We start from the raw sequence: 21,437 nt of genomic DNA on the forward strand, positions 1-21,437 counted from the left end.
CCGGGGCGGCGCGGCGCGCAAGCCTTGACGGGCACGGCCCCGCGCCCCAATCGCGGCCCATGGCCGCGCCCCCCGTTCTTCTCCTCGACAGCATCCGCTTCACCCTGGGCGGCAAGCCGCTGCTGGAAGGCGCCTCCCTCGCCGTCACGCCCGGGGAGCGGCTGGCGCTGGTGGGGCGCAACGGCAGCGGCAAGTCCACCCTCCTGCGCATCGCGGCGGGCGAGTTGGAGGCGGAAAGCGGCACGCGCTTCGTCCAGCCCGGCACCACCATGCGCTACCTGCCGCAGGAGCCGGACCTGTCGGGCCACGCGACGGTGCTGGATTACGCCCTGGCCGGGCTCGGCCCCGCCGACGACCCGTACCGCGCCCGGCACCTGCTGGAGGCGCTCGGCCTTTCCGGAGAGGAGGACCCCGCGCGGCTGTCGGGCGGCGAGGCGCGGCGGGCGGCGCTGGCCCGCGCCCTGGCGCCGGAACCGGACATCCTCCTGCTGGACGAGCCGACCAACCACCTCGACCTGCCGGCCATCGAATGGCTGGAGGAGGAGCTGGCCGCGATGCGCGGCGCGCTGGTGCTGATCTCGCACGACCGGCGCTTCCTGGGCCGGCTGTCGCGCGCGACGCTGTGGCTGGATCGCGGCGCGACACGGCGTCTCGATCGCCCCTTCTCCGCCTTCGAGGAATGGCGCGAGACGGTGCTGGCCGAGGAGGAGCAGGCGGCGCACAAGCTCGGCCGGCAGATCGCGCGGGAGGAGCACTGGCTGCGCCACGGCGTGTCCGCCCGGCGCAAGCGCAACATGCGCCGCGTCGGCGAGCTGCACGCGCTGCGCCAGGCGCGGCGGGACCGCGTGAAGCCGCAGGGCACGGTGAAGCTGGAGGCGGCGGAGGCTGCGCCCTCCGGCGCGCTGGTGGCCGCGGCGGAAGGCATCACGAAATCCTTCGGCGGCGCGCCGGTGGTGCGCGACTTTTCCACGCGCATCCTGAAGGGCGACCGCGTCGGTCTGGTGGGGCGCAACGGCGCGGGCAAGACCACGCTGCTGCGGATGCTGACCGGCGCGCTGCCGCCCGATTCCGGTTCGGTGCGGCTCGGCACGAACCTCCTCATGGCGACGCTGGACCAGATGCGCGCCGCGCTCGACCCCAATGTGACGCTGGCGGACACGCTGACCGAGGGGCGCGGCGACCAAGTCTGGGTGAACAACCAGCCGCGCCACGTCATCGGCTACATGGGCGACTTCCTGTTCGGGCCGGAGCAGGCGCGCACTCCGGTCGGCAAGCTTTCGGGCGGGGAGCGCGGGCGGCTGCTGCTGGCCCGCGCGCTGGCCGCGCCCTCCAACCTGCTGGTGCTGGACGAGCCGACCAACGACCTCGACCTGGAAACCCTGGACCTGCTGGAGGAGATGCTGGCCGATTACGGCGGCACGGTGCTGGTGGTGAGCCATGACCGCGACTTCCTGGACCGCGTCTGCACCTCGGTGATCTTCGCAGAAGGCGAAGGGCGGTGGGTGGAATACGCGGGCGGCTATTCCGACCTCTTGGCGCAGCGCGGCGCGGGGGTGGAGGCGGCCAGGGCGCCGCGTGCGGCCGCACCCGCCGCAAAGCCGGCCGCTGCGCCCGCCCCCGCCCCTTCGCGCCCCAAGCTCAGCTTCAAGGACCGTCACGCGTTGGAGACCTTGCCGGCCACGATGGAGCGGCTGGGCAAGGAGATCGCACTCTTGCGCGAATGGCTGTCCGATCCGGGGCTTTATGCCCGCGACCCCAAGGGGTTCGAGACGCGCACCAAGGGCCTTGCGGAGCGCGAGGCGTCGCTGGCCGCGGCCGAGGAAGAATGGCTGCGCCTGGAGATGCTGCGCGAGGAGCTGGAGGGGTGATCGGCCTCCTCCTCCGGCTGCGGCGCTTGCCCGGGCTGCTGGCGGTGCTGTGGACGGCGCTGCGCGACCCGCGCACGCCGATCCGCGCCAAGGCGGTGGCGGTGCTGGCCGCCGCCTATGCCGTGTGGCCGATCGACCTTCTGCCCGACGTTGTGCCCTTCGCCGGCTGGCTGGATGATCTGGTCATGGTGCCGCTGCTGCTCGGCCTGGCGGCGAAGATGGTGCCGGCGCCGGTGATGGAGCAGGTGATCGCGCATCGCGGTGGGCGCCCGGTCGTGTCGCGCCCGGGCGAGGCGGCGCAGCCGCCGCCCTCCCCGCTCTGGCCCTGGGTGGCGGCGGGGCTGGCGCTGCTGGTGCTCGTGGGCTGGGCGCTGGTGGGGCGCTGATCAGCCCGGGCCGCGCCGTTCCTCCAGCAGCGTCTCCACCAGCTTGATGAGGCGCAGCATCTCCACCTCCCGCAGCGCGTCCACCTTGGCGTGCAGCGCCTCGATCTCCAGCTCCGCCTTCACGTTCACCGCGTAGTCGTGATGCGCGTGCTCGCGGTCGATCTCGGCCTGCCGGTTCTGGCTCATCATGATGATGGGCGCCGTGTAGGCGGCCTGGAAGGACAGGACGAGGTTGAGCAGGATGAAGGGGTAGGGGTCCCAGGCCCGGTTCCAGGCGAGGATGTTGGCTACGATCCACAGCACCAGGATCACGCTCTGCGCGATGATGAAGCGCCAGGAGCCGACGAGCCCGGTGACGCGGTCGGCCACGCGGTCGCCCCAGCCCATGGCCGGATGCGGCCGGTGGGCGGGGCGAGCGCGGCGCAGGGCGTGCAGCCGGGCCGTGTCGTCGGGATGGGCGGGGGCGGTCATGCAAGGCTCCGGGGCCGGAATAACCGGAGGCTACTCCCCTCGCCGCATGGCGGAAGCGGGGGTCAGCGCCCTTCCCACACCGCCGGGCGCCGCGCCAGGAAGCTTTCCACCCCTTCCGCGAAATCGCGCGAGGTGAAGCACATCGCCACCAGGTCGTCGCCGTGGATGGCGCGGCTCGCCTCGCGCAGGCGGCGCAGCGCCTGCTTGGTGGCGCGCAGCGTCAGCGGCGCGTGGCCCGCGACGGTCTGCGCCAGCTCCCAGGCGCGGGATTGCAGCGCCGCGTGGTCGGGCAGGATCTCGGAAAGCAGGCCCGCCTGCTTCATCTCCTCCGCCTCCATCAGCCGCGCGGTGAAGACGAGGTCGGTGACGCGCGCCGGGCCGATCAGGGCCGCCATGCGCGCGTGGTTCACCATGGAGAGCGTGTTGCCGAGCGTCCGCGCGATGGGGAAGCCGAAGCGCGCATTCGCGGCACCGATGCGGAGGTCGCACACCGCGGCGATGGCGGCACCGCCCCCGGTGCAGGCGCCGGCGATGGCGGCGATGGTCGGCTTGGTGCAATCCTCCAGAGCCGAAAGGATGCGGTCGATCTTGCTCTCGTAGCCGATCGCGTCCTCGGCGGTGCGGAAGTTGCGGAACTCCGAGATGTCGGTGCCGGCGGCGAAGGCCTTCTCGCCCGCGCCCGTCAGGATCACCGCCTTCACGGAATCATCCGCGCTCGCCTCGGCGGCCAGCTTCGCCAGGCCCTCGTACATGCCGAAGGTGAGGGCGTTGCGCGCCTGGGGGCGGTTGAGCGTGACATGGACGACGCCCTCGCGGCGCTCGACCAGAAGTTCCTCGGACATGCGGTTCCCCTTTCGGCGGCCAGGGTTGCAGCCTTCGGCGCGCGGTGGAAGATGCGGGCCGGAACAGGAGACGCCCCGCCCATGATGCCCCTCAGCCGCTTCACCGTGCTCGACCTGACCCGCGTCCGCTCCGGGCCGACCTGCGTGCGCCAGCTGGCCGACTGGGGGGCCAACGTCATCAAGGTCGAGGCGCCGGACGAGGTGGACACGGGCAAGGGGCTGGGCGGCGAGCGCCACGGGCCGGACTTCCAGCACGTCCACCGCAACAAGCGCGGCATCACGGTCAACCTGAAGACCGAGGCTGGGCGCAAGCTGTTCCACCGCCTGGTGGAGAAGGCCGACGTGGTGGTGGAGAACTACCGCCCCGACGTGAAGCACCGGCTGAGCGTGGATTACGACACGCTGGCCGCGATCAACCCGCGCATCGTGCTCGGCTCCATCTCCGGCTTCGGGCAGGACGGGCCCTATGCCAAGCGGCCCGGCTTCGACCAGATCGCCCAGGGCATGGGCGGGCTGATGAGCGTGACCGGCCTGCCGGGCCAGGGTCCGGTGCGCGCCGGCATCCCGGTCGCGGACCTGACGGCTGGGCTCTACTGCGCCCTCGGCATCATGGTCGCGCTGCTGGAGCGGGAAAGCACCGGGGTGGGGCGCTGGGTGCATGTCTCCCTGCTGGAGGCGATGATCGCCATGATGGACTTCCAGGCCACGCGCTGGACCATGAAGGGCGAGGTGCCGAAGCAGGCCGGCAACGACCACCCCACCACCATCCCGACCGGGCTGTTCCAGACGAAGGACGGCGTGGTGAACATCGCGGGCGGCGGCGGCGAGATGTGGAAGCGCATCGTCGCCGTGCTGGGGATGGAGGAGGAGGCGAAGGATCCAGACCTCGCTACCGACAAGCTGCGCTCGCAGAACCGCGCCAAGACCAACGCCCTGATCCAGAAGCGCATGGAGACGCGCACCACGGCGGAATGGGTGGACGCGTTCAACGAGGCGGGCGTGCCCTGCGGCCCGGTCTATTCCATGGACCAGGTCTTCGCCGACGAGCAGGTGAAGCACCTGGGCCTGGCGATGCCGGTGCAGCACCCCCAGCTCGGCGAGATCGCGCTGGTGCGCGCGCCCATGCAGATCGCGGGCGTCGAGTGCGCCCACAACCCCACCCCCGAGCGCGGCCAGCACACGGACGAGGTGCTGCGCGAGTTCGGCCTTTCGGCCGAGGAGATCGCCGCGCTGCGCAACGAGAAGGCCATTTGAGCGTCCCGGGGAACGCCGGCTACGCGGAGGAGGCGGACGCGCTCGCCCGGGTCTATGAGAGCGTCCCCTTCGCCCGCGCCCAGACCCATCTGCTCCCCTTCCTGCCGCCCGCGCGGGCCACCGTGCTCGACATCGGCGCCGGCACGGGGCGGGACGCGGCCGGGCTTGCGGCCCTGGGCCACCGCGTCACGGCGGTGGAGCCGACGGCGGAGCTGCGGCGCCGCGCGGTGGCGCTGCATCCGGACCCGGGCATCGAATGGGTGGACGATTCCCTGCCGGACCTCGCCCGCCTGCCTCACACTTCGTCCTTTGACGCCATCCTGGCCACGGCGGTCTGGATGCATCTCGACGCCGCGGAACGCGCACGCGCCATGTCGCGCGTAGCGGCGCTGCTGCGTCCGGGCGGCGTGCTGGCCCTCACGCTGCGCCACGGCCCCGTCCCGCCCGGCCGGCGCATGTTCGCGGTGACGGCGGCGGAGACGGTCGCGCTGGCGGAAGCGGCGAGTCTCGCCTGCCTGCATCGCGCCGAGGCGAAGGATGGGCTGCTGCGCGCCGACGTGACCTGGGACCGGCTGGTCTTCCGCAAGGGCGCCGCCCTTGCCGGTGGCGCCGGGGGAGCGCAGAACCCGCCCAGCCAGACATGAGGGTCCCGTGAAGATCACCAGCATCCGGCAGGGCGTGGTGCCCATCAGCAGCGCCATCGCCAATGCCTATATCGACTTCAGCAAGATGACGGCGAGCGTCGTCGCCATCACGGTGGAAAGCGGCGACGGACGCAGCGCCACCGGATACGGCTTCAACAGCAACGGCCGCTACGCCCAGACCGGCCTGCTGACGGAGCGCTTTGTCCCGCGCCTGGAGGAAGCCGGCGAGTTGCCGGCCCATGAAGATGGCGGCTTCGACCCCGTCCCGGCCTGGACGGCGATGATGCGCAACGAGAAGCCGGGCGGCCATGGCGAGCGCAGCGTCGCGGTGGGCGTGCTGGACATGGCGCTGTGGGACGCGGCGGCCAAGCTGGCCGGCGTGCCGCTGTGGAAGCTGCTGGCCAATCGCTACAACAAGGGCCAGGCGGACGAGCAGGCCTGGATCTATGCCGCCGGAGGCTACTACCACCCCGGCAAGGACGTGGACGCGCTGGTCGAGGAGATGAAGCGCTATCTCGGCCTCGGCTATTCCGTGGTGAAGATGAAGATCGGCGGCTCGCCGGGCATGCCGCTGCGCGAGGCGCTGCTGCTGGACCTAAGCCGCATCGAGGCGGTGCTGAAGCTGCTGGACGGGCAGGGGCACCGGCTCTGCGTGGACGTGAACGGGCGCTTTGGCCTCCACGCCGCGCTCTCCTACGCCGCCAGCATCGAGGGCTTCGGCCTGCGCTGGTACGAGGAACCGCTGGACCCGCTGGACTATTCCACCCACGCCACGCTGGCCGAGCACTACCTGCCGCCCATCGCCACCGGCGAGAACCTGTTCTCCATGCAGGATGCGCGCAACCTGATCCGCCATGGCGGGCTACGCCCGGACCGCGACGTGCTGCAATTCGATCCGGCCCTGTCCTACGGCCTCGTCGAGTATCTCCGCACGCTGGAGATGCTGCGCGCCCATGGCTGGAGCCCGCGCCGCTGCGTGCCGCATGGCGGGCACCAGTTCGCGCTGAACATCGCGGTGGGGCTGGGGCTGGGCGGCAACGAAAGCTATCCGGAGGTCTTCGCGCCCTTTGGCGGCTTCGCGGATGCCACGCCCGTCGAGAACAGCCGCATCCGCATGCCGGACGTGCCGGGCATCGGCTTCGAGGCGAAGAACGACCTCTACGCGGTGCTGAAGGATTTGTGAGGCGGAAGGGGGCCTTCGCGGCCCCCTCCCCGGCGCGTCAGCCGCGCGCGATCTTCACCGCGGACTTCGCGGCGTTCACCATCAGCCCGACATCGTTCAGGATGGTGACGAGCTTGAAGCCCATCTTGATCATCTTGTTCGCGTATTCGGGCGTGCCGTTGTGCAGGCCCGCCGCGATGCCGCGCTTGTCCGTCTCCTTCAGCAGGCGCTCGTAGATCTTCATGATCTCCGGCTCCTCACGGTCCAGCTTCGGCTCCATGCCGAGCGAAAGGCCGAGGTCGGAGGGGCCCACGTAGATCGCGTCGATGCCCTCGACGTCGAGGATGGCTTCCAGGTTGTCGAGCGCGGTCTGCGTCTCGATCATCGGGATGACGAGCACGTCGTCATTCGCGGTCTTCTGGTAGGTGCCGCCCGAGCCGTAGGAGCCGGCGCGGATCGGGCCGTTGGAGCGCGTGCCCTTGGGCGGATACTTCGCGTACTGCACCAGGGCGCGGGCCTCGGCCTCGGTGTTCACCATCGGGCAGATCACGCCATAGGCGCCGGCATCCAGCACCTTGCCGACGATGCCCGGCTCATTCCACGGCACGCGCACCATGGGCAGCACGCCGTGCGGCTGCATGCCCTGGAAGCAGGCCACGCAGGACAGGTAGTCCTGGACGCCGTGCTGCATGTCGACCGTCACGCTGTCCCAGCCGCACTGGGCATACATCTCGGCGCTGAAGGCATTGGGGATGGCAAGCCACCCGTTCACCACCGCCTTGCCGCTCTTCCAGGCTTCCTTGACCTTGTTCGCCACGCGCTTCCTCCTCGGGGATAGTGGCGGGAGGCTAGATCGGTTCTTCCCATGGGGGAACCCGCCCGCCCCGGCGCGCGGCGCCCAGATTCGCCTTCATCCGCGCCAGCACCCGCCCGGCCAGGGCCAGCTCCTCGGGCGGGATTCCCGCGGTCATGGCGGCGTTCAGCCCCTCCCCCAGCCCGATCATCTCCGCCTGGAGGCGCCGCCCCGCCTCGGTCAGGGCAAGGCGCCGGACGCGGCGGTCGGAGGCGTCTCCCTCGCGGCGCAGGAGCCCCGCCGCCTCCAGCCGGGCGATCGTGGCGCCCGCCGACACCTTGCCGACGCCGATCAGCCGCGCGAGGTCGGATTGCGCCATCGCCCCGTCGGCGGAGCGCGACAGCTGCACCAGCATCCACCATTGCGCGCGGGTGAGGCCGTGCGGCCGCATGCCGCCGTCGAACAGCGCCTGGCGCAGCCGCGACACGTCGTGCACCAGGAAGCCGATGCGGAACCCCGCCCCCGCTTCCTCCGTCATGGCGCCTCAGCCGTCCGCCCGCAGCCCCATGCGGTCCACCAGCGCGGTCCACCAGCGCAGGTACTGCTCCATGTCGGCGCGGAACTCCTCGGGGCCGAGCCATTGCGGGATCGTGTCCATCTCGCGCAGCCGGTTCACCACCTCGGGCCGCGCCATCGCCTTGCGGTAGCTTTCGGCGAGGCGGGCATGGATGGGCTGCGGCAGCCGCGCCGGGCCGAGCATTCCGAGGAAGCCGGTCTGCGCGAAATCCTCCATCATGCCGAGCTCGATCAGGGTCGGGATCTGCGGCAGCGAGGGGATGCGGTCGCGCCCCAGCACGGCGAGGGGGCGGATGCGCCCGGCGCGGATGTGCTCGCCCGCGCCGGTCATGGAATGGAAGGCGCAGGGGATGCGCCCGCCCAGCACGTCGGCCAGCAGCGGCGCCTCGCCCCGGTAATGCACAGGCGACATGTCGAGCCGGTGCGTGTCGGACAGGAGCTGCGCCATGGCGTGGCCGGTGGAGCCGGGCGAGTAGGTGCCGTAGTTCAGCGACTTGCCGCGCGCGAAGCTGATGAACTCCTCCATGCTGCGCGGCGGCTGGTTCGCGCCGACGCAGAAGACCAGCGAGGTGGTGCCCATCTTGCCGATCGGCGCGAAGTCCGAAAGCCGGTAGGGGTCACGACGCAAGACCACCGGGCTCTGGAAGGAGGAGGAGATGGTGAAGAGTAGCGTGTAGCCATCGGGCGCGGCGCGGGCCACGGCCTCCGTGCCGATCATCGCGCCGGCGCCGCCGCGATTGTCGATCACGATGGGCTGACCGAGATCGGCGGCCATGGGCTCGGTCACCAGCCGCGCCCAGATGTCGGTCGCGCCGCCCGCCGGGAAGGGGACGATCACGCGGATCGGCCGGTCGGGATACTGACTCTGCGCGAAGGCCGGCGTGGCAAGCGGCAGCGCGGCGAGGGCGGCGAGTTGACGGCGCTTCAGCATGGTCCTGGCGTCTCCTGGCGTTTTCGGGCGGGCAGAACCCGCGTCCCGCCGCGCCGCGGGCGCGCCGGGTCCTCCCTGGTTGTCGTTGCGGATACCGTAAGCGGGCGTACGACCGGGCGGCAAGCGAAACCCGGCCCGTCGCCACGCGGCGCGTTCGGGGGCATGATGCGGCCCCGGAAGGACGCCATGACCCAGATCTCCCAGTCCCCGGCGGAAGCCGTCATCGCCGCGCTGCGCCCTATCCTGGGCGAGCGTCTCAGCGTGAACGACGCGATCCGCCAGCAGCACGCGCGCGGCGAGGACACCACCGCCCCCACCACCCCCGACGCCGTGATCTTCGCCGAGACCACGGAGGAGGTGAGCCGCATCCTCGCGCTGTGCCATCAGCATGGCGTGCCGGTCACGCCCTTTGGCGCCGGAACCTCGCTGGAAGGCCACGTGAACCCGGTGCGCGGCGGCATCTCGCTCGACCTGTCGCGCATGGACGCGATCGAGGAGGTGAGCGCGGAGGACATGGACTGCCTGATCGGCCCCGGCGTCACGCGGCAGCTTCTGAACGACCACCTGCGCGACCAAGGGCTTTTCTTTCCGGTGGACCCAGGCAGCCATTGCACCATCGGCGGCATGTGCGCCACGCGCGCCAGCGGCACCAATGCCGTGCGCTACGGCACGATCCGCGAGAACGTGCTCCAGCTCGAGGTGGTGCTGGCGGATGGGCGGGTGATCTGGACCGGCTCGCGCGCGCGCAAGGCGGCGAATGGCTACGATCTCACGCGCCTCGTCATCGGCTCGGAAGGGACGCTCGGCGTCATCACGAAGATCCGGCTGCGGCTGCACGGCGTCCCGGAGGCGATGAGCGCGGCGATCTGCCAGTTTCCTACCCTGGCGGACGCGGTGAACACCGTCATCACCACCCTGCAGGCGGGCGTGCCCGTGGCGCGGATGGAGCTGCTGGACGAGGTGCAGATGGAAGCCTGCATCCGCTTCTCCAAGCTGGAAGGCCTTGCCGCCGCGCCGACGCTGTTCCTGGAGTTCCACGGCTCCGAGGCGGGCGTGGCGGAGCAGGCGGAAACGGTGCAGGGCATTGCCGCCGACCACGCCGGCAGCAACTTCGCCTGGGCGCGGGAGGCGGAGGCGCGCAACCGGCTGTGGAAGGCGCGGCACGACGCCTACTGGGCATGCATCGCGCTGAAGCCCAACCATCGCGGCATCGCCACCGATGTGTGCGTGCCCATCTCGCGCCTCGCCGAGGCGCTGCTGGGCGCGAAAGAGGACATCGAGGCGAGCGGCCTCACGGCGCCCATCGTCGGCCATGTGGGGGACGGCAACTTCCACACCGTGATCCTGGTGGACCAGGCGGACCCGACGGCGCTGGACCGCGCCTGGGCGCTGGATCGCCAGATCGTCCACCGCGCCCTGGCGCTGGGCGGAACCTGCTCCGGCGAGCATGGGGTGGGCATCGGCAAGCGCGAATTCCTGGAGGCAGAGCACGGTCCGGAGGCGCTGGCGGTGATGCGCAGCGTGAAGCAGGCGCTGGACCCGAAGGGCATCCTGAACCCGGGCAAGATCTTCCGGAACTGAGCGTGTTCGTCCTGCCGCTGCTGGCGCTGACGCTCGGCCACGTCTTCTCCAACGCCATCCGCACCCTGCCTGCCGTGGCGGCGGACGTGCTGTCGCGCGACCTGGGCGTTTCCGCGCAGGAACTCGCCGCCATCACCGGGGCGTTCCCTGCCGCCTTCGCGCTCGCGATGATCCCGGTCGGCGTGGCGCTGGACCGCTACGGGGTGCGGCCGGTGGCGCTGATCCTGCTCGCGATCGCGGCGCTGGGGGCCGGGCTGGCGGCGCTGGCCCCTTCCGCCCCGGCCATGGTGCTGGCGCAGGTGGTGCTGGGGGTCGGCTGCTCGGGCATGCTGATGTGCCCGATGACCTTTGCCGCCCGCGCGCTGGACGCGCCGCGTTTCGGCCTGTGGTCGGGCCTGGTCCAGGCCATCGGCAACAGCGGCATGGTGCTGACGGCGAGCCCGCTCGCCTGGCTGATCGAGGTGGAGGGCTGGCGCGCCGGCTACTGGGCCTGCCTCGCCCTCGCCGCGCTGGCGGCGGGCGCGGTGGCCACGACGGTCCCGTCCTGGACGCCGGCCGCTGCCACGCGCTCGGTCCTGGGCGATGCGCGGGAGGTGCTGCGCATCGCCGCCTCGCCCCGGCTGCGCGGGCTGATGGCCATGGCCTTCGTGTCCTTCGGGGCGGTGCTGGGGGTGCGGGGCCTGTGGGGCGGGCCCTGGCTGATGGAGGTGCGGGGCCTGCCGCGCATCGAGGCAGGGCACCTGCTGCTCGGCTGCACCCTTGCGCTGGTGGCCGGCCCGGCGATCGCAGGCTGGGTGGTGTCGCGCTTCGGGCAGGTGAAGCGGCTGATCGTGCTGGGCCATGCCGTGGCGGCGCTGCTGGTGCTGGGGTTGTTCCTGCGCGGGCCGGTGTGGCTGGACGCGGCGCTGCTGGTGGGGTTCGGCCTCGCCATCTCCTTCCAGGTGCTGTGCTTTTCCCTGCTGCGCGGGCTGGTGCGGCAGGAGGAGGCGGGGCGGGCGCTGTCCGCCATGAACATGTTCTTCTTCGGCGGCGCGGCCGTGCTGCAATGGCTGTCGGGCGCGGCGGCCTGGATGGGCGGCGCCGGGGCTGCGCTGCTAACCTTTGTCGCGGCTTTGCTGCTCGGTTGCCTGCTTTTCGTGCGCTGGCAACAAGACTGAGTCCACAGCTCGGATTTTTTTGCGCCGCAGCACGGCAAAGGGGTTCCCCTTTGGGCATGCCTCGGCCCATATGCGCGCCCGGACGACAAGCCCGGAGAGATCGCGCCATGGACGGCACCGCCCCCGCTTCCCGCACCAAGGTCACCGCCATTCCCGGTGACGGCATCGGACCCGAGGTGATGCGCGCCACGCGACAGGTGCTGGAAGCCGCCGGCGCCCGCATCGAGTGGGAGGAGGCGATGGCCGGCGCCGAGGCCTTCCGCAAGGGCATCGGCTCCGGCGCGCCGCGCGAGACGCTGGACAGCATCGCCTGCAACGGCGTGGCGCTGAAGGGCCCGCTGGAGACCCCCGTGGGCCACGGCGAGAAGAGCGCCAACGTCACGCTCCGCAAGGTCTTCGAGATGTACGGCAACATCCGCCCGGTGCGGGAGATCCCGGGCATCCGCACCCCCTTCGCCGGGCGCGGCATCGACTTCGTCGTGGTGCGCGAGAATGTCGAGGACCTGTACGCCGGCGTGGAGCACATGCAGACGCCCGGCGTCGCGCAGTGCCTGAAGCTGATCACCGAAGTGGGGTGCGAACGCATCGTCCGCCTCGCCGCCTGCCTCGCGGAGGCCGAGGGGCGCTCCAAGGTGACGGTGGCCACCAAGGCCAACATCATGAAGCTCACTGAGGGCATGATGAAGCGCGTGGGCGAGGCGGTGCTGAAGGAGCACGCGAACCTGCAGCACGAGCACATGATCGTGGACAATTGCGCGCACCAGATGGTGATCCGGCCCGAGCAGTTCGACGTGGTCGTGATGACCAACATGAACGGCGACATCCTGTCCGACTTGGCGGCCGGGCTGGTGGGCGGGCTGGGCGTCGCCCCTTCCGCCAATCTCGGCGACGGGGTGGCGATGTTCGAGGCGGTGCACGGCTCGGCGCCGCAGATCGCCGGCAAGGGGCTGGCCAACCCGACGGCGCTGCTGCTTTCCGCCGTGATGATGCTGCGCCACATCGGCGACTTCGAGACGGCGGCGAAGGTGGAGCACGCGCTCTACGTCACGCTGGAGGAAGGCAGGGACCTCACCGGCGACATCGCGCCGGAGGGCGAGGGCGTCGGCACCGACGCCTACGTGGCGCGGCTGATCGGCAATCTGGGCCGCCAGTCCGACAAGGTGCCGACGCGCGAGTACCGCCCGATCGCGCTGAAGAAGTGGCCCGCCATCACCTGGTACAAGGCGGCGACGACGCGCGAGCTGGTGGGGGTAGACGTGTTCGTAGAAAGCGAGCGCGACCCGAAGGCCATCGGCATCACCCTGCAGGCGGCCGCGGAAGGCAGCGCCTTCGACCTGAAGATGATCTCCTCGCGCGGGGCGCAGGTCTGGCCGGAGATGGGCGGCAACACTTTCCTGGTGGACCATTTCCGCGCCCGCTTCGTGTTCCGCGAGCCGCCCAAGGGCGATGCGGTGGCGGAGATCACCGACCTCCTGTCCCGCATCGGCCGGCAGCATCGCTGGATGCACATCGAGAAGCTGCAGCGCTTCGACGGCGCCGACGCCTTCACCCGGGCGCAGGGGGAAGGGTAGGCGGCAGCGGGACCGGCCTCAGTTCAGCCGGTTCCGCAGCTCGTCGATCAGGGCGCGGGTGCGGTGCGCCGCCTCGCCCCGGGGCTCCAACTCCAGGGCGCGTTCCAGGCTTTGCAGCGCGGCGCCGATGCGTTCCAGCCGGTGCTGCATCAGCCCCGCCTCGCGCCACAGCCCGGCATGGTCAGGGGCGAGGCGCAGCATGTCCTCCGTGCAACGCAGCGCGCCGTCCACCTCGCCGGCGCGCAGGCGGCGCAGCTTGATGTTGTTCTGCAGGCGCAGCAGCACCGCCCGCTTGCTCATCGCCACCAGCAGGCCGGGGCGCAGCTCCGCCTTCGGTCCCTCGATGCGCTTGATCAGGGCGCGCAGCTCCGGCGCGGCGAGCACCGCGCCGCCGCCGAACACGTCCAGGATCACCTGACCGCGCGGGTGGCCGAGCGCCAGCAGGAAATGGCCGGGGAAATCCACCCCGTGCGCCGCCCAGCCCGCCGCCTCCGCCGCGTGCAGCCACAGGATGCCGAGCGCCACGGGCAGGCCGCGCCGCCGCTCCAGCACCGCGACGAGGTTGGCGTTGCGCAGGTCGTCATAGGTCTCGGCATCGCCGCCGAAGCCGAACTCGCCATGCAGCAGCCGGGACAGGAGGGCGGCGCGGCGCGTGGTGTCGCCCGCATCGGCGCGCGGGTCGGCGGCCGCCTCCTCCACCGCGCGGCGGGCGATGCGGGACAGGAGGTCGCGCGCCGCGCGCCAGTCGGCATCGGGCGTGTCCACCCGGGCGAATTGCAGCGCGACTTCGGCGAGGTCGAGTTCGGCATCCGGCAATTGTCCGGCGGCCGAAAGCGCGGCCCGCGCCTCCTCGCTCATTCGCGCGGCATCATGCGGCCCAGCCGCCTGCCGCCGAAGAGGTGGACGTGGAAATGCGGCACTTCCTGCCCGCCATCCGGCCCCATGTTGGACAGGATGCGGTAGCCGCTCCCTTCCAGCCCCAGATCCCTCGCCACCTTCCCCACCGCGCGCCAGAACCCGGCAATGGCCGCATCGTCGGCGCTGCCGTGGAAGTCGGCGGCGGAGACATATTCCCCCTTGGGGATCACCAGCACGTGCGTGGGGGTGAGCGGGTTGATGTCGTGGAAGGCAAGGGCGAATTCGTCCTCGTGGACGCGCTTGCACGGGATCTCGCCGCGCAGGATGCGCGCGAAGATGTTCTGCGGGTCGTAGGGGGGCAGGCCGGAGACGCTCATGGAGGCGCAGGGTAATCCGGTTCGCGCGCCTCTGTGAACGGGTCGGCGCGGCGCGCCTGGCCGGTGGGGCAGATATCCAGCAGCACGCAGCGCCCGCAGGCGGGGGCGCGGAAATGGCAGGTCTTCTGGCCATGGCGCATCAGCACCTGGTGGTGGTCGTACACCTCCTGCGCGCCCCATTCCGCCGGCAGCATCGCCTCCATGACGCGGTGCGAGGGGCCGACGGCCATGCGCGGCGGGATGACGCCCAGCCGCTGCGCGACGCGGTGGTGGTGGCTGTCCACCGGCAGGGCGCGGCCGCGCATGGTGGAGAAGGACAGCACGGCCGCCGCCGTCTTGGGCCCGACGCCGGGCAGGGATTGGAGCCAGTCCCGCGCCGCGTCCGCGTCCATCGCAGCGAGGTGCGACAGGTCCAGCGCGCCGCGTCGCTCCGTCAGGGCGCGCAGGGTGCGCTGCAGGGCGGGCGCCTTGGCCTCGGGCCAGGTGCAGGGGGCGATGGCCTCCTCCACCTCCGCCACCGGGGCGTCGCGCACCGTCTCCCAATCGGGGAAGCGTTCGCGCAGGTTGCGGAAGGCGCGGGCGCTGTCGGCGTTGCGGGTGCGGTGCGACAGCAGGGAGGAAACCAGTTCGTCCAGCGGGTCGAGGGCATGGAAATAGGAGAGCGGGCAGCCGAACTCCGCGCAGAGGCGGCGATGCGCTTCCAGCAATCGGGCGGCGGGGTCGGTCACGGCGCGTTTCCTCCGAAGAGCGGGAAACGCGCCGGGGCCGGATCAGGCTGCGGAACGCAGGCCCATGACTCAGGCCGCGGAACGCAGCCGGGCGCGCCGCATCGTTTCCAGCCGGCGCACGCCGATCACCTGGGACAAACTGCCCTCCACGAGGTGAAGCTCGTGCGCCGGCATGGCGTCCATGCCCAGTTCCACCAGCAGCACCTCGCCCGCGCGGCGCGAGCGCACCTGGTCGGGAACGAGGTCGCGCTTGGCGAAGGGTTGGAGCAGGCGCGGCAGCATGCCGGGCGCGGCTTCCGCCTGAAGGGTGAAAAGCACAGAAACCGTGTCGGGAGCGGGTTCGGTCATGGAAATGTCCTGGGATGCGGGCTGCGAAGGGAAAGACCCGGACGGCGCGGACGCGCCGTGTCGCGGCGCGGTTTCAGCCGGCCGGGCGGGTAATTCGCAGCGTGTTCCGCAGGGTGGACATGCCGCTAGCGTAGCAGCACCGGAAGGATCGAGTCCAGCCTCGCGCGCCCTTCCGGCGTGGCGCGCAGCCGCCCGCCTTCCCATTCGAGCCAGGATTCCTCCGTGAGGGCCACGAGCATGGCGGGGTCCACCACCTCGGCGAAGGGGAGGCCAGCGCGCCGCTCGACCCGCGCTGGGTCCACGCCCTCGGCGAGGCGCAGCCCCATCAGCATCGCCTCGCGGCCGCGTTCCTGCGGGGACAGGGCGGTATCCTCCACCGCCGCATGCCCGTCGCGCTCGACGCGCGCCGCCCATTCCTCCGGCGCGCGATGGCGGCGCGTGGCAAGCATGGCGCCGTCCAGGAGCAGGCGCTGATGGGCCCCCGCGCCGATACCGAGATAGTCGCCGTAGCGCCAATAGGCGAGGTTGTGGCGGCTTTGCGCGCCGGGGACGGCATAGTTGCTGATCTCGTAAGCGTGGAGGCCGAAGCGCGCGGCCTCCTCCGCCGTCGCCTCGTACATCCGGGCGGCGTCGTCATCCTCCGGCAGGCTGAAGGCGCCGCGCGCGTGCTCCGTATGGAAGCGCGTCCCGGGCTCGATCGTCAGCTGGTAGAGGGACAGGTGGTCGGCAGCGAGCGCCAGCGCCTTGCGGAGTTCGGCGCGCCACGCCGCCTCGCCCTGGCCGGGGCGGGCATAGATCAGGTCGAAGGACAGGCGCGGGAAAAGGGCGCGTGCCGTTTCCAGCGCCGCCACCGCCTCGGTCGCGTCGTGGCGGCGGCCGAGGAAGCGCAGTGCCTCCTCGTCCAGGCTTTGCACGCCGAGGGACAGCCGGTTCACCCCCGCCTCGCGGAAGCCGCGCAGCTTGCCGGCTTCCACGCTGGTGGGGTTGGCTTCCAGCGTCACCTCCCAGTCGGGCGCGGCGTCGAAATGCGTCCGCGCCGCCTCCAGCAGCGCTGCCACGGTTTCCGGCTCCATCAGCGAGGGCGTGCCGCCGCCGAAGAACACGGAAGCCAGGGGCCGCCGACCCACCCGCGCCGCCTCGTGCGCCAGCTCGCGCAGCAGCGCCGCGCGGAAGCGCGCGTGGTCGGGGCCGGCTTCGCGCACATGCGAGTTGAAGTCGCAATATGGGCACTTGGCGGCGCAGAAGGGCCAGTGGAGGTAGAGGGCGAGGGGTTCGTTCACCCCCGCGATGTAGCGCCGATCAGCTTCCGGCGCAGCCGGGCGGAAAGCCAGTCCATCGCCGCCACCGTCACCACCATGAGAAGGATGATGAAGGCCACCTCGTCCCAATGGCGGACGCGGATGCGCTCGGCGATCTGCAAGCCGATGCCGCCCGCCCCCACCACGCCGAGGATGGTGGCGGAGCGCGTGTTGCTTTCCAGGAAGTAGAGGGCGTGGCCCAGCATTACCGGCAGAACCTGCGGCAGGAGGCCGAAGCGCACCACCAGCGTCGAGGAAGCGCCAGCGGCGGCGATGCCCTCGGCCTGGCGGCGTTCCGCGTTCTCGATCGCCTCGGCGTAGAGCTTGGCGAGGACGGCGATGTCGGCGGTGGCGATGGCCAGAACGCCCGCCAGCGGGCCGAGCCCGACGGCGCGCACATAGGCCAGCGCCCAGATCAGCTGATCCACGCCGCGGAACCCGTCCAGCACGCGGCGGAGCGAGAAGCGGAACAGCGCGTTCGTCACCACGTTGCACGCGCCCATCAGGCCGAGCGGCACGGCGAGGATCGCGGCGATCAGCGTGCCGAGAAAGGCCATGGCGAGGCTTTCGCCGAGGCCCTTCAGGATCTCCAGCCACAGCTCGCCGGGCGCGGGCGGGATCATCAGCCGCAGGATGGTGAGCATCCCGCCCAGCCCGTTCCACAGGCGCTGCGGCGTTGCGTCGAACCACCACAGGGCGAAGCCGAGCCAGAGGGCGAAGCCCACCCAGGCGAGGAGGCGAAGCGGGCGCGCGCGCGGAAAGGCATCGGGGACGCGCTCCCGCCAGGCGGCGACGAGATCCGCGCTCATGCGCCGATCACCCGGCGACGCAGGCGCTCGCTCAGGAGGTCGCAGGCGACGACGGCAAGGATGATGAGCAGCACGATCGCGCTCACCTCCTCGTAGTGGTTGAAGGAGATCACCTGGTAGAGTTCCTCGCCGATACCGCCGGCGCCGACGAAGCCGATGACGCTGGCGGAGCGGATATTGACCTCGAAGCGCAGGATGGCGTGGCTGAGCAGGTCCGGCGCGGCGGCGGGCAGGACGGCGTAGCGGCACGCCTCGGCCCAGGTGCCGCCGGAGGCGCGCACGCCTTCCCAGGGGCGCATCGGCACGTTCTCGATCGCATCCGCGAAGAGCCGCCCCAGCGCCCCCGCCGTGTGCAGCGCGATGGCGAGGATGCCCGGCAGCGCGCCGACACCGAAGGCCCAGATCAGGATCAGCGCGAAGACGATCTCCGGCACGGTGCGCCCGGCTTCCAGGAAGCGCCGCGCGAGGAAGCGCGCAGGCGGCGGAGCGCCGAGGTTGCGCGCGGCGACAAAGGAAAGCGGCAGCACCGCGGCGGCGCCGAGCAGCGTCGCCAGCGCCGCCATCTGCGCGGTTTCCAGCAGCAGGAGCGACCAGCGATCCAGCCGGTAGAACCAGAAGGCGAGGGAGCCTTCCGTCTCGGAATCGCTCAGCAGCGACGCCCAGCGCAGGTCAGGGGCGATGCGGAGGAAATACTCGCCGATGCGCGGCAGGCCGGCCAGCAGCGTGTCTGGATGGAACTCCGCCATGCGCGCGGCGGCGAGCGTGCAGGCGAGCAGCACGGCCCCGCCCAGCAGGGCGGAGGCCTGGCGGCGGCGGCGCCTTTCGTGGAACGCGGCCTCGGCGGCCCGCAGCGCGACCGACATCAGGAGCGGCGGCGCCGTGCCGCCGCTTCCTCGCGGCGCATCTCCACGAAGATCTCGTAATCGGCGTGGCGCACCTCGCGGAAACCCAGCCCCTCGCCGCGCGCGATCTGGCGGAAGATCTCCGGCCGCTCGCGCGGGAGGGCGAGGTAGAAGGCAGCGATGTCCTCGCGGAACTCGGCCGGCAGGTCGGCGCGGATCGTGAGCGGACCATTCTGGATCGGCCGGCTCTGCCACACCACGCGAAAGGAGCCGGGGCGCAGCAGGCCCTTGTCCACCATGGCGCGGAGGTTGCCGCGGGTGAAGCCTTCCGTCGCGTCGCCGATGCCCGAGCCCCAGGTGACGGCGGCGTCGTACTGCCCCTGCATCATCGCCACCATCGCCTGCTCGTGCCCGCCGCCGAAGCCGGTGCGGCCGAAGAACTGCCCCGATTCCACGCCGATGCCGGCGCGGCGCAGCTCGAACCGCGGAATCAGGTAGCCGGACGTGGAGTTCGGGTCGGCCCAGGCGAGGGAGCGGCCGCGCAGGTCTTCCAGCGCGCGCACGGGGCTGTCGGCGCGCACCGCGATGACGGAGTGATAGGACACCGAGCCGTCCACCTGCTCAAAGGTGACAAGCGGCAGGATGCCGCCATCCGTGTCCAGCCACGCGCCTGCATAGGCGGAGGAGCCGAGGGTGGAGAACTCCACCTGCCGTGCGGCGAGGGCCTGGAGAACCCCGGCATAGTCGCTGGCGGGGTAGAGCCGCGCCGGAACCTCGAAGCGCTCCTCCAGTAGCGCGCGCAGCCCGTCGAAGCGGGCGAGGCGATCGGCTTCGTTCTCGCCGCCCATCAACCCGACGCGGATCTGCGGCACCTGCGCGGCCCAGGGACGACGCCCCGGTTCGGGCAGGCGGTGCTCGCCCTCGGTGGAACGGCGCGGGCGCCACTCCGTCGCGCGCGCCACGGCCGGAGCGGCGAGGGCGCCGAGAAGCAGCGCGCGTCGCGACGTGACCGGACGGGTCATGACCGGCGCCGGCGCTCGGCCATTTCCTCGCGGCGCATCTCCACGAGGAAGGCGAATTGCTCGTGCGTCACGGTGCGGTAGCCTGTGCCCGAACCGCGCTCGATCTGCGCGTAGATCTGCGGATGCGTCTTGGGCAGGGCGAGGTGGAATTTGGCGAGGTCGTCCTTGAAGCCCTGCGGCAGGTCGCGCCGCACGGTGAGCGGGCCGTTGATGATCGGGTCGGACTGCCAGACGATGCGCAGGTCGCGCATGTTCAGCATGTTCTTCTCCACCATGGCGCGGAGGTTGCCGCGCGTGTGGCCCTGGTCGATGTCGCCCTGGCCGGAGGTCCAGGTGACGGCGGCGTCGTACTGGCGCTGCAGCACCGCGACCACCGCCTGCTCATGCCCGCCGCCGAAGCCGGTGCGGGAGAAATACTGGCCGCTTTCCACCGGGATGCCGGCGCGGCGCAGCGCGAAGCGCGGCACGAGGTAGCCGGAGGTGGAATTGGCGTCCGCCCAGGCGAGCGACCGGCCGCGCATCCCCGCGAGGTCGGTGATGCCGCTATCGGCTCGCGTCACCATGACCGCTACATAGGAGATGGAGCCGTCGCGCTCCTCCGCCACCAGCAGCGGCTCGACGCCGCCATTGGTGTCCAGCCAGGCGCCCGCATAGCCGGAGGGGCCGAGCGAGGCGCTCTCGATCTGCCGGGCGGAAAAGGCCTGGAGCACGCCGGCATAGTCGCTGGCCGGGAAGAGGCGCACGGGAACGCCGAAGCTCTGCTCCAGCAGTTCGCGATAGGCGCCGTAGCGGCCCAGGCGGTCGGCCTCGTTCTCGCCGCCCATCAGGCCGATGCGGATCTGCGGAACCTGCGCGGCCCAGGGGCGGCGGCCCGGGGCGGGCATGGGGACGTCCGCATCCAGGGAACGGCGCGCGGGCAAGGCGGCCTGGGCGCGCAGCGCGGCGGGGGTCATCGGGGCGCCCAGCACCAGGGCGCCGAGGTAGCGGCGGTTGATCATGCTCTGTGCTTCCTTGCGGAGAGTGTCAGGCAGCTGCCCAGCGGGCGGCGAGGATGGCGCGATCGGCCTCGGCCGCCGTGGCGGCGTGGCGCGTGGCGGGCGGGCCGTAGATGCGCTCGGCGGCGGCTTCGGTGAGTTGTTCCGGTGCGCCGTCGAAGACCACGCGCCCGGCCTGCATGCCGACGATGCGGCCGCAGAACTCGCGCGCCGCGTCGAGGTGATGGAGGTTCACCACCACGGTGATGCCGTCGCGCCGGTTCACCGCGCGCAGCGCCTCCATCACCGTGCGCGCGTTGCGCGGATCGAGGCTGGCGATGGGCTCGTCGGCCAGGATGGTATGCGGCCCCTGCAGGAGGGCGCGGCAGATGGCGACGCGCTGCTGCTGCCCGCCGGAAAGCGTTTCCGCGCGCTGGAGCGCGGTGGGGAGGAGGTCGAAGCGCTCCAGCGCCGCCAGCGCCAGGGCGCGGTCCTCATCCGGGAAGCGGCCCAGCAGGGCGTTGACGCGCGCAGCCAGGCCGCGCCGCCGGTTCAGCCGGCCGATCATGACGTTGGTGAGCACGTCGAGGCGCTGCACCAGGTTGAATTGCTGGAAGATCATGGCGCAGCCGGTGCGCCAGTCCCGCAGCGCCTGGCCGCGCAGCGACGTCACTTCCTGCCTGCCCCACACGATGCGACCCGCATCCGACTCCGCCATGCGGTTGATCATCCGCAGCAGCGTGGATTTTCCGGCGCCGGAACGTCCGATGATGCCCACCATCTGCCCGGCGGGAATGGAAAGGCTCACCGCGTCCAGCGCCGCGGTGTTGCCGAAGCGGCGGGACAGGCCCTGGATTTCCAGCGTCGCGTTCATGCGGCGCGACATAGGCGCGCCCTGTTACGTCCCGATGACGGTTGCGCGGCGGCGGCGTGGAATCCAATGTG

The 21,437-nt window shown here is 71.5% G+C and carries 23 protein-coding genes; 8 read left to right on the forward strand and 15 right to left on the reverse strand.

Features of this window, described 5'->3' with window-relative positions; all coding sequences use genetic code 11:
- Positions 1–59 precede the first annotated feature (59 nt).
- Complete coding sequence (locus OF850_RS09600; protein ID WP_301589826.1) at positions 60–1,868, forward strand: ABC-F family ATP-binding cassette domain-containing protein; 1,809 nt, start codon at positions 60–62, stop codon at positions 1,866–1,868.
- On the forward strand, positions 1,865–2,254 hold the full coding sequence (locus OF850_RS09605; protein WP_301589827.1) for a YkvA family protein: 390 nt from the start codon (positions 1,865–1,867) through the stop codon (positions 2,252–2,254). The genes OF850_RS09600 and OF850_RS09605 overlap by 4 nt, the downstream gene beginning before the upstream one ends.
- Here OF850_RS09605 and OF850_RS09610 read toward each other — a convergent pair whose 3' ends face one another.
- Positions 2,255–2,725 (reverse strand): DUF1003 domain-containing protein, encoded by a 471-nt coding sequence (locus OF850_RS09610; RefSeq protein WP_301589828.1) that lies wholly within the window; start codon positions 2,723–2,725, stop codon positions 2,255–2,257.
- A 62-nt stretch (positions 2,726–2,787) separates the two neighbouring features.
- Entirely contained in the window at positions 2,788–3,567 is a 780-nt protein-coding gene (locus OF850_RS09615) for an enoyl-CoA hydratase (protein WP_301589829.1), read from the reverse strand.
- A gap of 81 nt (positions 3,568–3,648) precedes the next feature.
- Here OF850_RS09615 and OF850_RS09620 point away from each other — a divergent pair, with 81 nt between their 5' ends.
- The 3 genes from OF850_RS09620 to OF850_RS09630 are packed head-to-tail and all read left to right on the forward strand — an operon-like array spanning position 3,649 to position 6,648.
- The gene (locus OF850_RS09620; RefSeq protein WP_301589830.1) at positions 3,649–4,821 is read left to right on the forward strand and encodes a CaiB/BaiF CoA transferase family protein; all 1,173 of its coding nucleotides are present in this window, start codon (positions 3,649–3,651) and stop codon (positions 4,819–4,821) included.
- Complete coding sequence (locus OF850_RS09625) at positions 4,818–5,465, forward strand: class I SAM-dependent methyltransferase (RefSeq protein ID WP_301589831.1); 648 nt, start codon at positions 4,818–4,820, stop codon at positions 5,463–5,465. Before OF850_RS09620 ends, OF850_RS09625 begins: the two co-directional genes overlap by 4 nt.
- 7 nt (positions 5,466–5,472) lie before the next feature.
- Positions 5,473–6,648: an enolase C-terminal domain-like protein gene (locus tag OF850_RS09630; RefSeq protein WP_408906465.1), complete on the forward strand. Its 1,176-nt coding sequence runs from the start codon at positions 5,473–5,475 to the stop codon at positions 6,646–6,648.
- A 37-nt stretch (positions 6,649–6,685) separates the two neighbouring features.
- Here OF850_RS09630 and OF850_RS09635 read toward each other — a convergent pair whose 3' ends face one another.
- Genes OF850_RS09635 through OF850_RS09645 form a run of 3 tightly spaced genes read right to left on the reverse strand, consistent with a single transcriptional unit; the run spans position 6,686 to position 8,927 of the window.
- The gene (locus tag OF850_RS09635) at positions 6,686–7,444 is read right to left on the reverse strand and encodes an HpcH/HpaI aldolase family protein (RefSeq protein ID WP_301589833.1); all 759 of its coding nucleotides are present in this window, start codon (positions 7,442–7,444) and stop codon (positions 6,686–6,688) included.
- Between the two features lie 31 nt (positions 7,445–7,475).
- The gene (locus OF850_RS09640; protein WP_301589834.1) at positions 7,476–7,958 is read right to left on the reverse strand and encodes a MarR family winged helix-turn-helix transcriptional regulator; all 483 of its coding nucleotides are present in this window, start codon (positions 7,956–7,958) and stop codon (positions 7,476–7,478) included.
- Positions 7,959–7,964: 6 nt separating this feature from the next.
- Complete coding sequence (locus OF850_RS09645) at positions 7,965–8,927, reverse strand: tripartite tricarboxylate transporter substrate binding protein (protein WP_301589835.1); 963 nt, start codon at positions 8,925–8,927, stop codon at positions 7,965–7,967.
- A gap of 186 nt (positions 8,928–9,113) precedes the next feature.
- Here OF850_RS09645 and OF850_RS09650 point away from each other — a divergent pair, with 186 nt between their 5' ends.
- The 3 genes from OF850_RS09650 to OF850_RS09660 all read left to right on the forward strand — a co-directional run bounded on the left by OF850_RS09650 (position 9,114) and on the right by OF850_RS09660 (position 13,236).
- On the forward strand, positions 9,114–10,508 hold the full coding sequence (locus OF850_RS09650) for an FAD-binding oxidoreductase (RefSeq protein WP_301589837.1): 1,395 nt from the start codon (positions 9,114–9,116) through the stop codon (positions 10,506–10,508).
- Positions 10,509–10,510: 2 nt separating this feature from the next.
- Complete coding sequence (locus OF850_RS09655; RefSeq protein WP_301589838.1) at positions 10,511–11,665, forward strand: MFS transporter; 1,155 nt, start codon at positions 10,511–10,513, stop codon at positions 11,663–11,665.
- Between the two features lie 107 nt (positions 11,666–11,772).
- Entirely contained in the window at positions 11,773–13,236 is a 1,464-nt protein-coding gene (locus OF850_RS09660; protein ID WP_301589839.1) for an NADP-dependent isocitrate dehydrogenase, read from the forward strand.
- A gap of 18 nt (positions 13,237–13,254) precedes the next feature.
- Here OF850_RS09660 and OF850_RS09665 read toward each other — a convergent pair whose 3' ends face one another.
- The 10 genes from OF850_RS09665 to phnC form a co-directional block, all read right to left on the reverse strand.
- Positions 13,255–14,094 carry a SirB1 family protein gene (locus OF850_RS09665; protein ID WP_301589840.1) on the reverse strand — a complete coding sequence of 280 codons (840 nt, stop codon included), beginning with the start codon at positions 14,092–14,094 and terminating at the stop codon, positions 13,255–13,257.
- Positions 14,091–14,471 (reverse strand): histidine triad nucleotide-binding protein, encoded by a 381-nt coding sequence (locus tag OF850_RS09670; RefSeq protein WP_301589841.1) that lies wholly within the window; start codon positions 14,469–14,471, stop codon positions 14,091–14,093. Before OF850_RS09670 ends, OF850_RS09665 begins: the two co-directional genes overlap by 4 nt.
- Positions 14,468–15,199 carry an endonuclease III domain-containing protein gene (locus OF850_RS09675; RefSeq protein WP_301589842.1) on the reverse strand — a complete coding sequence of 244 codons (732 nt, stop codon included), beginning with the start codon at positions 15,197–15,199 and terminating at the stop codon, positions 14,468–14,470. Before OF850_RS09675 ends, OF850_RS09670 begins: the two co-directional genes overlap by 4 nt.
- A 69-nt stretch (positions 15,200–15,268) precedes the next feature.
- Entirely contained in the window at positions 15,269–15,547 is a 279-nt protein-coding gene (locus OF850_RS09680) for a hypothetical protein (protein WP_301589843.1), read from the reverse strand.
- A gap of 125 nt (positions 15,548–15,672) precedes the next feature.
- Complete coding sequence (hemW, locus tag OF850_RS09685) at positions 15,673–16,827, reverse strand: radical SAM family heme chaperone HemW (RefSeq protein WP_301589844.1); 1,155 nt, start codon at positions 16,825–16,827, stop codon at positions 15,673–15,675.
- Positions 16,824–17,654: a phosphonate ABC transporter, permease protein PhnE gene (gene phnE, locus OF850_RS09690; RefSeq protein WP_301589845.1), complete on the reverse strand. Its 831-nt coding sequence runs from the start codon at positions 17,652–17,654 to the stop codon at positions 16,824–16,826. The genes hemW and phnE (OF850_RS09690) overlap by 4 nt, the downstream gene beginning before the upstream one ends.
- Positions 17,651–18,517 carry a phosphonate ABC transporter, permease protein PhnE gene (gene phnE / locus OF850_RS09695; RefSeq protein WP_301589846.1) on the reverse strand — a complete coding sequence of 289 codons (867 nt, stop codon included), beginning with the start codon at positions 18,515–18,517 and terminating at the stop codon, positions 17,651–17,653. The genes phnE (OF850_RS09690) and phnE (OF850_RS09695) overlap by 4 nt, the downstream gene beginning before the upstream one ends.
- The gene (phnD, locus tag OF850_RS09700; protein ID WP_301589847.1) at positions 18,517–19,518 is read right to left on the reverse strand and encodes a phosphate/phosphite/phosphonate ABC transporter substrate-binding protein; all 1,002 of its coding nucleotides are present in this window, start codon (positions 19,516–19,518) and stop codon (positions 18,517–18,519) included. The genes phnE (OF850_RS09695) and phnD (OF850_RS09700) overlap by 1 nt, the downstream gene beginning before the upstream one ends.
- Complete coding sequence (phnD, locus tag OF850_RS09705; protein WP_301589848.1) at positions 19,515–20,516, reverse strand: phosphate/phosphite/phosphonate ABC transporter substrate-binding protein; 1,002 nt, start codon at positions 20,514–20,516, stop codon at positions 19,515–19,517. Before phnD (OF850_RS09705) ends, phnD (OF850_RS09700) begins: the two co-directional genes overlap by 4 nt.
- Before the next feature lie 25 nt (positions 20,517–20,541).
- On the reverse strand, positions 20,542–21,378 hold the full coding sequence (gene phnC, locus OF850_RS09710; protein WP_301589850.1) for a phosphonate ABC transporter ATP-binding protein: 837 nt from the start codon (positions 21,376–21,378) through the stop codon (positions 20,542–20,544).
- Positions 21,379–21,437 lie beyond the last annotated feature (59 nt).

The organism is Sabulicella glaciei (assembly GCF_026183895.1).
In the GTDB taxonomy this organism is placed as follows: Bacteria; Pseudomonadota; Alphaproteobacteria; order Acetobacterales; family Acetobacteraceae; genus Roseococcus; species Roseococcus glaciei.